At 59.3% G+C, this 13635-nt stretch carries 16 protein-coding genes and 1 tRNA gene; 3 read left to right on the top strand and 14 right to left on the bottom strand.

Translation table 11 applies throughout. The annotated features are described in order from the left end of the window. Nucleotides 1–261 precede the first annotated feature (261 nt). On the top strand, nt 262–2076 hold the full coding sequence (locus AB9N64_RS05855; protein WP_106111273.1) for a sigma-54-dependent Fis family transcriptional regulator: 1815 nt from the start codon (nt 262–264) through the stop codon (nt 2074–2076). Between the two features lies 1 nt (nt 2077). Here the strand turns inward: AB9N64_RS05855 and AB9N64_RS05860 are convergent, their stop codons facing one another. From AB9N64_RS05860 to AB9N64_RS05885, 6 genes are all read right to left on the bottom strand, one after another. Next, nucleotides 2078–4189: a TonB-dependent receptor domain-containing protein gene (locus tag AB9N64_RS05860; RefSeq protein ID WP_106111272.1), complete on the bottom strand. Its 2112-nt coding sequence runs from the start codon at nt 4187–4189 to the stop codon at nt 2078–2080. A gap of 135 nt (nt 4190–4324) precedes the next feature. Further along, on the bottom strand, nt 4325–4594 hold the full coding sequence (locus AB9N64_RS05865; RefSeq protein ID WP_019816804.1) for a hypothetical protein: 270 nt from the start codon (nt 4592–4594) through the stop codon (nt 4325–4327). Between the two features lie 133 nt (nt 4595–4727). After that, a complete protein-coding gene (locus AB9N64_RS05870; RefSeq protein WP_032902865.1) occupies nt 4728–5468 on the bottom strand; it encodes a hypothetical protein in 741 nt (246 codons plus the stop codon). A gap of 194 nt (nt 5469–5662) precedes the next feature. Then, nucleotides 5663–5860 carry a hypothetical protein gene (locus AB9N64_RS05875; protein WP_106111271.1) on the bottom strand — a complete coding sequence of 66 codons (198 nt, stop codon included), beginning with the start codon at nt 5858–5860 and terminating at the stop codon, nt 5663–5665. Between the two features lie 92 nt (nt 5861–5952). Next, a complete protein-coding gene (locus AB9N64_RS05880) occupies nt 5953–6354 on the bottom strand; it encodes a hypothetical protein (RefSeq protein ID WP_014718871.1) in 402 nt (133 codons plus the stop codon). 129 nt (nt 6355–6483) lie between these two features. After that, nucleotides 6484–6900 (bottom strand): Ivy family c-type lysozyme inhibitor, encoded by a 417-nt coding sequence (locus AB9N64_RS05885; RefSeq protein WP_032902864.1) that lies wholly within the window; start codon nt 6898–6900, stop codon nt 6484–6486. Nucleotides 6901–7246: 346 nt separating this feature from the next. On the opposite strand from AB9N64_RS05885, the gene AB9N64_RS05890 reads away from it, so the two are divergent. After that, nucleotides 7247–8023 carry a hypothetical protein gene (locus tag AB9N64_RS05890; protein WP_103452078.1) on the top strand — a complete coding sequence of 259 codons (777 nt, stop codon included), beginning with the start codon at nt 7247–7249 and terminating at the stop codon, nt 8021–8023. Nucleotides 8024–8090: 67 nt separating this feature from the next. Here the strand turns inward: AB9N64_RS05890 and AB9N64_RS05895 are convergent. Next, nucleotides 8091–8181: transfer RNA gene (locus tag AB9N64_RS05895), tRNA-Ser, on the bottom strand. 152 nt (nt 8182–8333) lie between these two features. Between AB9N64_RS05895 and AB9N64_RS05900 the strand changes: the two genes are divergently transcribed. Further along, nucleotides 8334–9005: a Bax inhibitor-1/YccA family protein gene (locus AB9N64_RS05900; protein WP_003192030.1), complete on the top strand. Its 672-nt coding sequence runs from the start codon at nt 8334–8336 to the stop codon at nt 9003–9005. A 69-nt stretch (nt 9006–9074) separates the two neighbouring features. Here AB9N64_RS05900 and murB read toward each other — a convergent pair whose 3' ends face one another. Genes murB through AB9N64_RS05935 form a run of 7 tightly spaced genes read right to left on the bottom strand, consistent with a single transcriptional unit; the run spans nt 9075 to nt 13596 of the window. Further along, nucleotides 9075–10094: a UDP-N-acetylmuramate dehydrogenase gene (gene murB, locus AB9N64_RS05905; RefSeq protein WP_020303087.1), complete on the bottom strand. Its 1020-nt coding sequence runs from the start codon at nt 10092–10094 to the stop codon at nt 9075–9077. Then, nucleotides 10091–10555, bottom strand: a complete 465-nt coding sequence (locus tag AB9N64_RS05910) for a low molecular weight protein-tyrosine-phosphatase (protein ID WP_014718874.1) — start codon at nt 10553–10555, stop codon at nt 10091–10093. Before AB9N64_RS05910 ends, murB begins: the two co-directional genes overlap by 4 nt. Continuing rightward, nucleotides 10555–11319: a 3-deoxy-manno-octulosonate cytidylyltransferase gene (gene kdsB, locus AB9N64_RS05915; protein WP_038450504.1), complete on the bottom strand. Its 765-nt coding sequence runs from the start codon at nt 11317–11319 to the stop codon at nt 10555–10557. The genes AB9N64_RS05910 and kdsB overlap by 1 nt, the downstream gene beginning before the upstream one ends. Next, nucleotides 11316–11501, bottom strand: coding sequence for a Trm112 family protein (locus AB9N64_RS05920; protein ID WP_003174668.1), 186 nt, complete (start codon nt 11499–11501; stop codon nt 11316–11318). The genes kdsB and AB9N64_RS05920 overlap by 4 nt, the downstream gene beginning before the upstream one ends. Before the next feature lie 24 nt (nt 11502–11525). Beyond that, nucleotides 11526–12536, bottom strand: coding sequence for a tetraacyldisaccharide 4'-kinase (gene lpxK / locus AB9N64_RS05925; RefSeq protein ID WP_122301406.1), 1011 nt, complete (start codon nt 12534–12536; stop codon nt 11526–11528). Next, nucleotides 12536–12964, bottom strand: coding sequence for a biopolymer transporter ExbD (locus AB9N64_RS05930; protein ID WP_014718877.1), 429 nt, complete (start codon nt 12962–12964; stop codon nt 12536–12538). The genes lpxK and AB9N64_RS05930 overlap by 1 nt, the downstream gene beginning before the upstream one ends. Next, nucleotides 12961–13596, bottom strand: coding sequence for a MotA/TolQ/ExbB proton channel family protein (locus tag AB9N64_RS05935; RefSeq protein ID WP_003192043.1), 636 nt, complete (start codon nt 13594–13596; stop codon nt 12961–12963). Before AB9N64_RS05935 ends, AB9N64_RS05930 begins: the two co-directional genes overlap by 4 nt. Nucleotides 13597–13635: the final 39 nt, after the last annotated feature.

The raw sequence follows: 13635 nt of genomic DNA on the forward strand, positions 1-13635 counted from the left end.
TGGGTGAATCATGATGTTCAGGAGTGAACAATCCGGCTGAACAACTGAACACTGCCGGGGTTGACAATGAACAGTTGTGAACAACACTTTATGCGCGACGAAGATCAAATGTGGGAGCGGGCTTGCCCGCGATGGCGGCGCATCAGTTTGTAGAGGCTGTGCCTGACCCATTGCCATCGCGGGCAAGCCCGCTCCCACATTGTTCGATGTCTGACGTTAGATGGCGCAAGACCCGACAACAATAATAAAGAAGGTCGCACGATGGCCGAACCCTTGACCCACGACACCCTTATCCAGGAATCCTGGCGCCGTTGCCGCGCCTACGGCCTGGACCACCAGAGCGCCCCCAGCTTTGACCAACTGCCCGCCGAAGGCATACGCCAACTCCTGGAAAGCCAGCATTCCCTGGTGCAGACCACCCACCAGGAAGTGTTGCCCTACTACGAGAACATCCTCAGCAATTCCAATTGCCTGATCATGCTGGCCGACAACCAGGGCCAGGTGCTGACCTCGTGGGGTACCCAGCGGTTTATCGAACCCACGCTGGCCCGTGGCTTCAGCCCCGGCGCCAGTTGGATGGAACGCGCCAGTGGCACCAATGCCATCGGCACCGCACTGGCCTGCGCCCAGGCCGTGCATATTGAACACGATGAACACTTCCTGAAGGCCAACCGCTTCATGACCGGCTCCGCGGCGCCGATTTTCGATGCCCAGCGCGAAATCATCGCCGTGCTGGATGTGTCCAGCGACAGTTACCTGCCGCCCTCCCACACCCTGGGCATGGTCAAGATGATGAGCCAGACCGTGGAGAATCGGCTGATCCTCAACCTGTTTCGCGGCGAACACTTCCAACTGACCTTCAACACCGGCTTGAGCAACCTCGACAGCCAATGGGCCGGCCTGCTGATCTTTGATGAAAGCGGCCAGGTGCTGTCGGCCAATCGGCGCGCAGATAATCTGCTGGGCATCAGCCTGTCGCGGGTGATGATCGACAGCCTGTTCAAGGTCTCGCTGCTGGAGTTGCTCAACCAACCGGAAGGGCTGCCCTTCGCCTTGCAGGCGGCGGGACGCAATCGGTTCCAGTGCCTGTTGAAGCGGCCCAAACAGATGCCGGTGCAGGCCCGGCTGTTCAGCCAACCGCCGCCAGCACCGACGTCGATCAACCTTCAGACCCTACATTTTGGCGATGTGCGCGTGGAAAAAGCCGTGCGCCAGGCCGAGCGCCTGTTGGAGAAGGACATTCCGCTGTTGATCCATGGCGAGACCGGCGTAGGCAAAGAGGTGTTCGTCAAAGCCCTGCACCAGGCCAGTTCCCGCAGCCGACAGGCGTTGATCGCGGTGAACTGTGCAGCGATCCCCGCAGAGCTGGTGGAATCGGAACTGTTCGGCTACGAAAAAGGCGCCTTCACCGGCGCCAACCAGAAAGGCAGCATCGGCCTGATCCGCAAGGCGGACAAGGGCACGCTGTTTCTCGACGAGATTGGCGATATGCCGCTGCCCACCCAGGCCCGCCTGTTACGAGTATTGCAGGAGCGCTGTGTGCAACCGGTGGGCAGCAGCGAGGTGTTCCCGGTGGACTTGCGCATCATCTCGGCGACCAACCGCGCTCTGCGCGAACTGGTACAGGCCGGACGCTTTCGCGAGGACTTGTACTACCGCATCGGCGGCCTGACCCTGGAATTGCCGCCGTTGCGCGAGCGTACCGACAAGCAGGCGCTGTTCCAGCAACTGTGGCAGCAACACCGCGAGCCGAACCAGTGGGCCGGGCTGAGTGCCGAGGTGCTGAGGTTATTTGAGCAGCATCCGTGGCCGGGCAATTTGCGTCAGGTGAGCAGCGTGTTGCAGGTGGCGCTGGCAATGGCCGAGGAGCAGCCGATCCGCGCAGAACATTTGCCCGATGATTTTTTTACCGATTTGAAGCAAGCGGCGCCGCCGCCCACCCGCGAGCGCCTGGATGAAAACCTTGACCTCAAACAACGCCTGCAAGCCATGGGTGGGAATATTTCCCACCTGGCGCGGGAGTTGGGCGTAAGCCGCAACACCCTGTACAAGCGCCTGCGCGAACACGAGGGTTGATTTAGCGCCAGCTCCACGACACGCCGGTGTAAATTCCACGGCCATCGGCAGGGGTTGAACGTGCTACGTCCATGCCTTTGTCGTCGTAAGCCGGCGTAACGGTGTTGGCATAACGGCGGTTGGTCAGGTTGCGCAGGTCGACCCAGGCTTGCCAGTCTCGCTGGGGTGCGTCATAGCCGAACGTGGCACCGAGGGTGGTGTAAGCCGCGGCGTAGTAGGAATTGGCGTAGTCCACCGCTACCCGCGAGGCGTGCTCGGTGTTGAGGCTGGTGTAGAAACCCGTCGGGTGGCTGTAGCGCACCTGGGCCTGATAGTAATGCTTGGGGATGCCGGGCAAGGTGTTGTCGCCGAAACGGTCATCGTCGCGGTAGTGGAAGTCGCTGTAGGTATAGGCTTGGCGCAGGTCGAGCCTGCCGTTGCGGCCACCGTCCCATAGCGGGCTGAGCAGGCTCAGCTCCACGCCCTGGTGCACGGTGGGGCTGGCGTTGGATTCGGCAATAATCGCGCTACTGTTGGCGGTTTGGGCCTGGGTTTCGACGGAGAGCAATTCGTGGCGTACTTCGGAGCGGTAGAGGGCCAGGTCCCATTGGCCGAGCCAGGCTTCACCGCGACCGCCGACTTCCAGAGTGGTGGCGGTCTGGTTCTTCAGGCTGACACCTTCGCGTGCCAACCCATTGGCAGGGCCGGCGTCGAAATATTTGTTGGAACCCCAGATCATCGACCAGGCGTGCGGCGGCTCTACCGACCGGCTCAAGTTGGCGTATACCTGCAATTGCGGGGTGAAGTCGTAACGCAGGCCGATGCGCGGTGCGTAGTCCCAGTCATGCTGACTGAGCGGCGCCTGGCCGTCGGGGTAAGTCACCTGGGTTTCGCGGCGGGTGTAGATCGCGGCGAGGCCAGTGGTCAGCCACAGATCCTCCAGCAGTTCCAACTCGTTGCCGACATGCAGCACGGTGTCGGAGCCCAGGTAGCTGTAATCGCGGGTTTTGGTGCCGGGGGCGTAGATTGCGGTCTTGCCCGCCGGGATGCGCACATATTCCGAAGCGCCATTATTGGGCATCGCCTGGGTGGTGCGCAGACCGACGGTGGTTTTGCTGGCATGGCCGAACAGGTTGTCCTGACGGATGTAGTTCAGGGTGCCGCTGATATCGGTGTAGGCGACCTTGAGGCGGTTGGTGCCCTCGCGCAGATCCATCGGGTAATCGTGATAGGCCAGCCCGACTTCGATTCTTGATGCGTCATCGAGTTGCAAGGTGGTCTTGTTGGCGATCCAGGAGGAGCCCGGTTGCAGGCGTTTTGAGTCGCGGGCGGCATTGAGGCTGCTGGCGGCACGCGGATCATGGCTGATCTGGTCACGCGTGAGCCTGCCGGGAGAATCGTTGGTGGTTTCGCGATAACGCAAGTAGAAGCGCGTTTCCAGGTCCGGGTTAAAGCGATAGCCAAAGTTGGCGGCGATGCCCTTGCCGGTACCAGCGCTCTGGTGCTGATAACCGTCGGACTCCGAATCGGTGAGGCTGATGTAATAGTCGGCGTCCCCCAGCACCTGCCCGGAACTGACTTCGCGTTGGGCATAGCCGCGACTGCCGACCTCATAGCGCACTTGCAGCTTGGGCGCGTCCAAGCCGGTGCGGGTAACGTAGTTGACCGCACCGCCCAAGGCCAATGCACCCTGATCGAACCCGTTGGCGCCACGCAGCACCTCTACCCGGCTTTGCCACAGCGGGTCCTTGAGCTCATAGGGCGTGCCGCCTGGGCCGGTAAGCGGCAGGCCGTCGAACATTTCATACAGGCCGGAGGCATGGGCACCGGGGGCGCGGTTCAGGCCCGAGCCACGAATGGACACCTTCACCCCTTCGTTATTGGCCGCCTTGGCGTAAACACCAGCCTGGTACTTGAAGACATCCTCGTTGGTGCTGACCCGTCCCTGTTGCACGCTGTCCATATCGATGTAATTGGTGCCGCCGGGCACGCTTTTGAGCTGCGCCTGGGCGATTTCTGCGGCACTGGCCTCAGCCGTAGTGACTTCAACCGGCGCCAATTGCAGGCCTTCGGCCTGTACCAGCGAACTGAGGGTCAAGGCGGCAAAAATAAACGGGGGGTGGCGCAGCAGCATTGGGAGCAGGTCCTTGGAATCCGGGAACGTGCCGGGCCGAGCCCACCACGCGAACAGTGATGGGAAGGCAGGTACGCCCCTCAAGTCACTCCTTAATGACGGACAGGGGCGTATCAAAAACAGGGGTGAATCAGTTTAACCATCGGCAGTTGCCAATGTCCGCATCAGATCATCTGCATCCGACCCCGGCGGAAAGCGAAAGCCATACATTTCGTCAGTGGCGAGAATCGCCCCCAAGGTGTCGCGCAACTGGTCTTCCGTGGGCGAGTCACGCAATAACTTATGCGCCGGCAGCAATAACTCGGCAGACACGCCCTGGGCGGTCGCGGCGTCAATTACCGCATAGAGGATAAACCGCAAGCGTATTTCGCGATCCGTGGGCCAAACCGTTTTTCGTTTACCCAAGGGAGGGCCTCGTGTTTAAGAAAAATCCGAGGCTATTGCCCGCAGGCCAGCCTTTCAAGCCGCCGGAGACAAGATAGGCCGCTTCCTACAGCGGAAAGGGAAACACCGCACCGATTGGTCGATGCGATGGGCCTTACTGCACCGGCAGGAAATTCATCAGCAACAGGCTTTGTGCGTAATTGAGGCCAATGCGCCGGTAGCGCTCATCGAGGATTTGGGTCAGCAGGTCCAACCGCGCGACGATCTTGCCGAACTCAACGGCAAAACTGAGGTTACTGCCCTCCTCCGATATTTCATTGGAAAACAACAGCAACACGCCATTGGCATCCTGACGCTGGCTGAGCAGCCAGGTGGCCTTTTCGATATTGCGCGCGGCATTGCTGACAAACTGCGGGTTGATCGAGTCGGTCACATAGAACTGCGTGCGCCCGCCGTGAGCGGTCACGAGCATGCTGCCAATCGCATAGATGAACGCGCCGACGCGGTCGCCGCGAAAGTCGGGGCTCAAGGAATAGCTCAGGGCAGCCAGGTCACGCCGGTCACCCAGTGCGGGCAAGGGTTGGCGATTTTCGATGGCCTGGCGGATTTTCCGGGCGGCGGTCACCGCATCCGGATACCCCGATTGACGCCACTGGTTGGGGTTGCGCAGGTAGAGCTTGCTCATCAGCAGGTAGAGGCTTTGCAGGTTGTCACGCATCCCCAGGGTGGCCATGCGGTCGACGCTGGTCTGGAAGAACTCATCGGGCTTGCCGTCGCTGAACTGCCTGGCGATATCGCGGCCCTGTTGTTGGCTGCAACCCACTGCACACAGCGCGAACATCGCAGCCAGCAACAGCGGCCATCGGGTGGTAAAAATCGTAAACGTTCGATCCATCGGCACCGGGTCTGATTCTGTGGGCCGCACGCGGGAGTCGGGTGGCCGGGACAGAGGTAGATCAGCAAAATGGAAAAAAGTGCAGCGGTGCGGGTCGGATCAGCATCGGCTTACAGCCACAAGGAGGTGAACGAGACCAAGGGGACCAGCAGACGAAGCCCGGCACAGGGCCGGGCTCTTTGGCCTGAACGCCTTCAGGTCTTGGGATGCTCAGTAGCTACTGAATCGGCCGCATCTACATCCGACATATCTTCTTCAAGAGGCGCCTCGTCCTCCGGCGGCAGCGGGATATTGTCCTCGTCACGCCGCGGGTCATGGCCGGTCTCGTTATCGGTGCCCCGGGTAACCGCTTGCTGGGAAATGTTGCCTGGGGCTTTCTCGTTGATTTCCATGCTGGCACTCCGTTTATAGGCTCGGGATATCCGCGCTTAGGATTGAGAGGCTGCATCGGGAGTGAGAGTGCCGGGCGTTAGACGAATGGCGTTTAGTAGGCAGTCGGGGTGAAAGAAAAACTGCTGCCGTGCTGAGAAATTCTGCGGCGAACAAGGTCTCCCGGCTTCATATCAATTTCTGATTCGATGATTCTTGAGGTGCCGAAAAGCATGTATTTCGAGACACCAAGAATATGCTTGCCAGGGGCCAGCCCAAACCTGGCAACCTCCCCAGGGTGAAACTCGGCAGCCGGTTTTCCATCAATATGCAAAATAAAACGGACTTCAGCTCCGTAGATGCCCGAGTCTCTAGTCACCACCAACTGAGCCGCGTTCTTTTCCGTAAAGGCATACATTCTTGTGGATGGCACAGGGTCTGCGATGTCGGCAGATATAGGCGATGTGGAGCACCCACCAAGAGCAGCAAGCAGTAATGCTCCGATTAAGCCTCGCATATCGTTCCCTCAAAAAATTTGTGCGACTTTAACATCCACGATAACCATAACAAGCGGTCTGTTCGCTATGTCTTATCTGATGGTCGTTCTCCCCACCCACCGTTTGCCGCAGCAGAGCGACACCGGTCATCAATCTTCGGGATTGTTGTCAGCAAACGACTTATTCAGTAGGCCCTGAACGACACTGTCGGGATCACCCAGCAATTGCTTACTGAATGCCTCTCCCTCGGCTGGACGCGTCGCGAGTAGCCCCCAGGACTTTGTTCCATCTGCGTTAAAGACCACGATTAGCTGATTGTCTGCACAATCATGTGGCTTGCACATGTGGCCTACCGTAAAGCGCTTACCATCCGCCGAAACCGTCTCGACTGGCGACGCTGTGCCCTGAGCTTTACTGACCCAGTCCGGATAACTGAGCATCTCTGCGTAGGCTTTTTTGTAAGGCGCTTTGCTGGCAATCTCGGGCAGATATTGCTCAGCCCAAACGCCTTCAGAGACTAGCATCATGGAGGCACCCGCCAGCATCGAAAGGCTCAGTATTTTCATTCGAATGACTCCATCTCGCTGACTTTTCAGCCGCTTTCGCAGGTTGCACTTAAACATCGGTATGAAAGCTGGGACAGGGCACTGTTTTAGAAGTTTCGACGTTCACCTAACAAACAAGCTTGAAATCATGGGGCAGGCCATGGCTGCCGTGGAGAGAAGTAAATCAGTCAAGCTAAAAGCTCCGTACTGTGCTTAGTAATGAATACGCAGTGCGAGGGCACGTGCACGATGACAGCTCCATACGGATCCAGTAAGACAGCATAGTCTTGTAGAAAACGTGCTGTGATGACGGCGGTCATTTGCTTCGTGTACTTTCGACCCTCGACTTCACTTACGGATGAGTATCATGAATGACGATTTGAAGCAGTCAGGCTCTACGACTACATCACAAGCCACCACCTCTCTAGAGCAGGTCAAAACCGGCAGGGTCCTGGATTTTACCTGGGCGCCAAACGCCAACACCACGACCACCATCGTCTCGGCAGACTTTGTCGACTACAAGGTCGATACTGCCCAGGGCAGCCCCACTGGCGACAGCCATTCCATTGCACGATTTACCTATGTCCAGGGCAAAGGCGGTGGCCAGATCAGCCAGCTCTTTCTGGAAGAAATGCGTGCCGGTGTACGTGCCAATACCCAGATCGGGTTGATGGTAGGACGCAAATGGGTTCTGGACCCCAATGGGGAAGTTTCCGGCAGCATTGGTACATACGTGGTTGAGCAATTCGACGACATGCGCGCCAGTGTGAATTATGTCGGCTCCTTCGCCCGGGTCTTCGCGGATCCGAGAATGGTCAGTTACCACGCTGGCGGACATGTGCACACCAATGTTTCTATCACCGGCAGCAGGCCCTTGACCATGTCGGATTCAGGCAAGTCGATACTGGTCATCAGCGATACAGATGTCACGCTGACAATCGGTGATGATGTGATTGAAGGGTTCAAGGTGAATCTAATCCAGGCGGCCGCCGGCAAGATCAACATTGCCGTATCCAGCAGCCACGTGATCTACAGCAACGCTGGAAGCCGCACGCACACGCTCAATCCACTGGATGAGCTGGAAGTCAGTACCTTCCCATTCGGGCCGGTGTTCCTGGCCTTTCGAGTTAGACCAACTGCCTAAATAGCCCGGTATAACCAAACCCCAGAAACGCAAAAGCCCCGCTTTCGCGAGGCTTTCGTGTAAATCTTGGCGGGAAACCAGGGATTCGAACCCTGGAGACGCTATTAACGTCCGCCGGTTTTCAAGACCGGTGCATTCAACCACTCTGCCAATTTCCCTTGTGCATCACGGGATTATAGTAGTCCATCCCGTGTCAGCGGGCGCCATAATACCCGAATGAAACACACTGTCAAACTCTCTGCATCGCTTGTTACAAGGCGTCTGTTATGATCTTTGCGACTGAACGTTTCAAAACTGAAGGAGTGTCGCCATGCGCGAACAGAATTACGCAGTGAATGGCAACGCGCAGGCTGAGCAGCTTGAAGTCAGCCGCGTGTTGCGCAACACCTACGGCTTGCTCGCCCTTACCCTCGCATTCAGCGGCGTGATGGCTTACGTGGCCCAGCAGATGCGCGTCGGCTACCCGAATATCTTTGTCGTGTTGATCGGCTTCTACGGTCTGTTCTTCCTGACCAACAAGCTGCGTGACTCGGCCTGGGGCCTGGTGTCGGCGTTTGCCTTGACCGGTTTCATGGGTTTCATCCTCGGCCCGATCCTCAACCGTTACCTGGGCATGGCCGGCGGTGCTGAAGTGGTCAGTTCGGCGTTTGCCATGACCGCCCTGGTGTTTGGTGGTCTGTCGGCCTACGTGCTGATCAGCCGTAAGGACATGAGCTTCCTGGGTGGTTTCATCACCGCAGGCTTCTTCGTGCTGCTGGCGGCGGTGGTGGCCAGCATGTTCTTCCAGATCAGCGGCCTGCAATTGGCGATCAGCGCGGGTTTTGTGCTGTTTTCCTCGGTGTGCATCCTGTTCCAGACCAGCGCCATCATCCACGGCGGTGAGCGTAACTACATCATGGCGACCATCAGCCTGTATGTGTCGATCTACAACCTGTTCATCAGCCTGTTGCAGATCTTCGGCATCATGAGCCGCGACGACTGATCAGCCAACGCAATAAAAAATGCCCCGTATCGCGAGATACGGGGCATTTTCATTTTCAGGCCCGATAGCTCAGTACTGATTGGGTTCCATTTCCAGCTCGACCTTGAAGCGCTTGAAGATATCTTGCTGGATGCGTAGCGCCAGCTGGGCAATCTCCTGCCCGGTGGCGGTGCCGTAGTTGACCAGTACCAACGCTTGCAGCTTGTGCACGCCCGCATCGCCCTCCCGGAACCCCTTCCAACCGGCTTTGTCGATCAGCCAGCCGGCGGCGAGCTTCATTTGGCCGTCGGCCTGAGGGTAGGCCACCAGGTCCGGATACTGGCGTTGCAGCTCAACAGCCAAGGCTTGGGGTACCAGCGGATTCTTGAAGAAGCTGCCCGCATTGCCCAGCTCTGCCGGGTCTGGCAGTTTCTCGCGGCGAATGCTGCAGATCGCGCGGCTCACATCGCTTGGCGTGGCGTGGATGATGCCCTGCGCGGTCAGGCGCTGTTGCACCGGGCCGTAGTCGAGTGTCAGGTGACTGGCGCGGCTAAGGGCAAAGCGTACCCGCAGGATCAGCCAGCGCCCGACTTCGTGCTTGAACAGGCTGTCACGGTAGGCAAAGTTGCATTCGTCCAGGCTGAAGTCCCGCAGTTCGCCCGTCTGGCGATCCAGGGCGGTGAGGCCGGCAAACACATCCTTGATCTCTACGCCATAGGCACCGATGTTCTGCATCGGCGCGGCGCCGACAGTGCCCGGGATCAGGCTGAGGTTTTCCAGGCCGCAGAAGCCGTGCTCAAGCGTCCACAGCACAAACGGATGCCAGGCTTCGCCCGCTTCGGCTTCGACCACCACGCGCGTGCCATCGTCGCTCAGCACGCGAATGCCTTGTGTCGCCATACGCAACACCAGCGCCGGAACATCCTGGGTCAACAGCAAATTGCTGCCGCCTCCAATCACCAGCAACGGCACCGCCTGTGCGGCGGCATAGGCGATGGCCGCGCGCACGTCAGCATCACTGTGGGCCTCGGCAAATAATTGCGCGCTCACATCGATGCCAAAGCTGTTGAATGGCTTGAGCGATACCTGCGCACGCACTTGCAAGGTCATAACCGCCCCTTCAATTCGATCACCAATAAGTCACAGGCGCGTTCGATCAGGTCCAGGACCCGTTCGAAACCTTGCTCACCTTCATAGTAAGGGTCTGGCACCTCGTCCACTTCGCCATCAAAGCGACGCAGGAACAAATCCAGCTCCGCCTTGCCCTGCCCCGGCTGCATGGCCTTGAGGTTGCGCAGGTTGCTGCTGTCCATGGCCAGGATCAGGTCATAGCGGGCAAAGTCCGCGCGGGAAACCTGCTGGGCACGCTGGCTCGACAGGTCATAGCCGCGCGCCAGCGCCGCCCGTTGGCTGCGCTGGTCCGGCGGGTTGCCGACATGCCATTCCCCGGTGCCAGCAGACGCCACCTCAATCTGGCCAGCCAAGCCTGCTTCACGCAACTTATGGCGCAAGATGCCCTCAGCGGTTGGCGAGCGGCAGATATTGCCCAGGCATACAAACAGAACTTCCATCAGGCGCCCAGCAGGCGACGGACGCGTTCGAGGTCTTCCTGGGTGTCGACACCGGCTGGCGGTGCTTCCAACGCATCGCCCACGTGGATACGCACGCCGTGCCAGAGGGCACGCAGTTGCTCCAGGGACTCGGTGTTTTCCAGCCAGCACGGGCCCCAGCTGACGAAGTCGTGCAGGAAACCGGCGCGGTAGGCATAGATGCCGATATGGCGGCGATATGGCACGCCCTCCGGCAACACGTCGCGATTCTTGGCAAAGGCATCCCGCGCCCACGGCAAGGTGGAGCGACTGAACGTCAGTGCCAGGCCGTTGATGTCGCTGACCACTTTCACCACATTCGGGTTGAACAGCGTCTCGATGTCTTCGATCGGTTCGGCCAGGGTCGCCATACGCGCCTCGCCATGGGCCGCGAGGTTGGCAGCGACCTGATCGATGACACTCGGCGGTATCAATGGCTCGTCACCCTGCACATTCACTACGATCGCGTCGGGTGCCAGACTCAGCTGAGTGGCGACTTCGGCCAGGCGATCAGTACCGGAGTTATGGTCTTCGCGGGTCAGGACCGCTTCGGCACCAAAACCTTTGCACGCCTCGATGATGCGCGGGTCGTCGGTGGCCACCACCACCCGTTCGGCGCTGCTCTTGCACGCTTGTTCCCACACCAGCTGGATCATCGGCTTGGTGCCGATCATTTGCAGCGGCTTGCCCGGCAGGCGCGTCGAGGCATAGCGCGAGGGAATGACAACGGTAAAGGCGGTGGTCATTTATCCAGGCGCTCATCGGTGGTCAGAGTACGGGCTTCGCTTTCGAGCATGACCGGGATGCCGTCACGGATAGGGTAAGCCAGGCCGGCACCTTTGCTGATCAGCTCGGTTTTGTCGGCGCTGAGCTTGAGCGGGCCTTTGCAGATCGGGCAAGCGAGGATATCGAGCAGTTTGGTGTCCATGAGTGTTTCCTGGAAAGAAGCGTTTTAAGGCAAGAGACGGTTGGGCAGCAGACGCATCAGCTGCATGTCGAACCAGGCGACGAACGCCGGCGACGGTACCGCATCCACCGCAAGGTACCACCAGTCGGGCTGGGCAAAGGCGCGGCACTTCACCGCGTCCTTTTCGGTCATGACCAGCGGCAATGACGGGGTAAAATTCAAGACCTCGGCGCTGTAGGGCGCGTGGTCGGCAAAAGCATGGGGTAGCGGCTGCCAGTGTAGCGTTTCAAGGGTATTGAAGAAACGTTGCGGGTTACCTATGCCGGCCACCGCATGCACCTGCTGGCCCTGCGCAAAGTAGGTGACCGGCTGGCGCTCGCCGCTGTGCAGGTTGACCAGCGCTGTGGGCAGCAGGCGAAAGGCAAAGCCATCTTCACGGTCCGAAACGGCACCGTTATAAAGTACCCCGTCCACACTCTTCAGGCGATCCACCGGTTCACGCAACGGCCCGGCTGGTAGGCACCGGCGGTTGCCGAGGCCGCGAGCGGCATCGATCAGCACCAGTTCAAGATCGCGAGCCAGGCGGTAATGCTGCAGGCCGTCATCGGAGAGAATCAGGTCCAGGGGCTCACTGGCCAGCAGTGCCTTTACCGCACGACTGCGATCAGGATCGATCATCAGCGGTACACCGCTGCGCTGCACGATCAGCAAGGGTTCATCACCGGCCACCTCGGCACTGTGGCCGGCCTCCACACGCCACGGCAGCTGCGGCGGCCTGGCACCGTAGCCTCGACTGACCACTCCTACGCGCAAACCGCTGCGGCGGCAGTGCTCGATCAACCACAAGATCAACGGCGTCTTGCCGGTGCCCCCCACCGTAATATTGCCCACCACGATCACTGGCACAGACGACTGATAAATCTCGCCCTCGCCCGCCACGAAGCGCGCACGCTTACGTTGAACCACACGGCGATACAACGATTCCAGCGGTCGCAGCAACATTAGTGCTGGATGACCTTCGTACCATGCCTTGAGTAAACGGTCGGAGATGGCCATCAGGGCGGGCTCGCCGCCTCGACAGTGGTCATGCGCAAATGGCTGAAACCGAGCTTGCCGGCAGCGTCCATGGCGGTGATCACGGCCTGGTGTGGGGTTTTGCCATCGGCGCTGATGGACAGCGGCAACTGGGTGTCGCCACCAGACTCCTTCTGCAACGCCTCCATCAGGCTGGCAAGGTCATTTTTCTCCAGCAACTGGTTATTCACCGAAAACACCCCTTCGGCGCTGATAGCGATGTCCAGCTGCTTGACTTGCTGGTCTTCGGCAGGCGAGCCACTCACCGCTTCAGGCAGGTCGACACGCAACTGGGTTTCCCGGGTGAAGGTGGTGGTCACGACAAAGAACAGCAGCAGGATAAACACCACGTCGATCAACGACGCGAGATTGATATCAACATTTTCCCGTTGCTTACGGCGAAATTTCACGCTTTGCCCTCGACCAGGTCTACATCACGGTCGCCCTGCACCACTTCTACCAGCTTGATGGCTTCCTGTTCCATACCGACCACCAGCTCATCAATGCGCCGCTGCAGGAAACGGTGGAAAAACACCGAAGGGATACCCACCATCAAGCCCGCAGCAGTGGTGATCAGGGCCTTGGAAATGCCCCCGGCCAATACCGACGCGTTGGTGGTCATGCCCGAGCCCGTGAACGCGCTGAAGATATCGATCATGCCCAGGACCGTGCCGAGCAAACCGAGCAACGGCGCCATGGCGGCGATAGTGCCGAGGGCGTTGATGTAGCGCTCCAGTTCATGAATAACCCGGGCGGCCGCCTCTTCGATGCACTCCTTCATGATCTCGCGACCATGCTTGGAATTGGCCAGGCCGGCGGCGAGGATTTCACCCAGTGGCGAATTGGCACGCAGCTCTTTGAGCTTTTGCTTGTCGAGCTGCTTGTTCTTGATCCAGCCCCAGACCTGCCCCAGCAAGTGCTCGGGGGTGACGCGACTGGCGCGCAGGGTCCACAGGCGTTCGGCGACGATGCCGAGTGCGACGATGGAGCTCAGAATGATCGGCAACATCATCCAGCCGCCGGATTTGACCAATTCCCACACAGTGAATGTCCCCTCGAAAAAGTGCGCCACTTTACCATA

Source organism: Pseudomonas sp. KT_2_4, assembly GCF_041410225.1.
Taxonomy (GTDB): domain Bacteria; phylum Pseudomonadota; class Gammaproteobacteria; order Pseudomonadales; family Pseudomonadaceae; genus Aquipseudomonas; species Aquipseudomonas paracarnis.

Coding starts and splice junctions, on each gene's coding strand:
- AB9N64_RS05860 (WP_106111272.1), bottom strand. CDS start 4,189: ATGCTGCTGCGCCACCCCCCGTTTATTTTTGCCGCCTTGACCCTCAGT.
- AB9N64_RS05875 (WP_106111271.1), bottom strand. CDS start 5,860: ATGGAAATCAACGAGAAAGCCCCAGGCAACATTTCCCAGCAAGCGGTT.
- AB9N64_RS05890 (WP_103452078.1), top strand. CDS start 7,247: ATGAATGACGATTTGAAGCAGTCAGGCTCTACGACTACATCACAAGCC.
- AB9N64_RS05885 (WP_032902864.1), bottom strand. CDS start 6,900: ATGAAAATACTGAGCCTTTCGATGCTGGCGGGTGCCTCCATGATGCTA.
- kdsB (WP_038450504.1), bottom strand. CDS start 11,319: ATGACCACCGCCTTTACCGTTGTCATTCCCTCGCGCTATGCCTCGACG.
- AB9N64_RS05870 (WP_032902865.1), bottom strand. CDS start 5,468: ATGGATCGAACGTTTACGATTTTTACCACCCGATGGCCGCTGTTGCTG.
- AB9N64_RS05900 (WP_003192030.1), top strand. CDS start 8,334: ATGCGCGAACAGAATTACGCAGTGAATGGCAACGCGCAGGCTGAGCAG.
- AB9N64_RS05920 (WP_003174668.1), bottom strand. CDS start 11,501: ATGGACACCAAACTGCTCGATATCCTCGCTTGCCCGATCTGCAAAGGC.
- lpxK (WP_122301406.1), bottom strand. CDS start 12,536: ATGGCCATCTCCGACCGTTTACTCAAGGCATGGTACGAAGGTCATCCA.
- AB9N64_RS05880 (WP_014718871.1), bottom strand. CDS start 6,354: ATGCGAGGCTTAATCGGAGCATTACTGCTTGCTGCTCTTGGTGGGTGC.
- AB9N64_RS05855 (WP_106111273.1), top strand. CDS start 262: ATGGCCGAACCCTTGACCCACGACACCCTTATCCAGGAATCCTGGCGC.
- AB9N64_RS05910 (WP_014718874.1), bottom strand. CDS start 10,555: ATGGAAGTTCTGTTTGTATGCCTGGGCAATATCTGCCGCTCGCCAACC.
- murB (WP_020303087.1), bottom strand. CDS start 10,094: ATGACCTTGCAAGTGCGTGCGCAGGTATCGCTCAAGCCATTCAACAGC.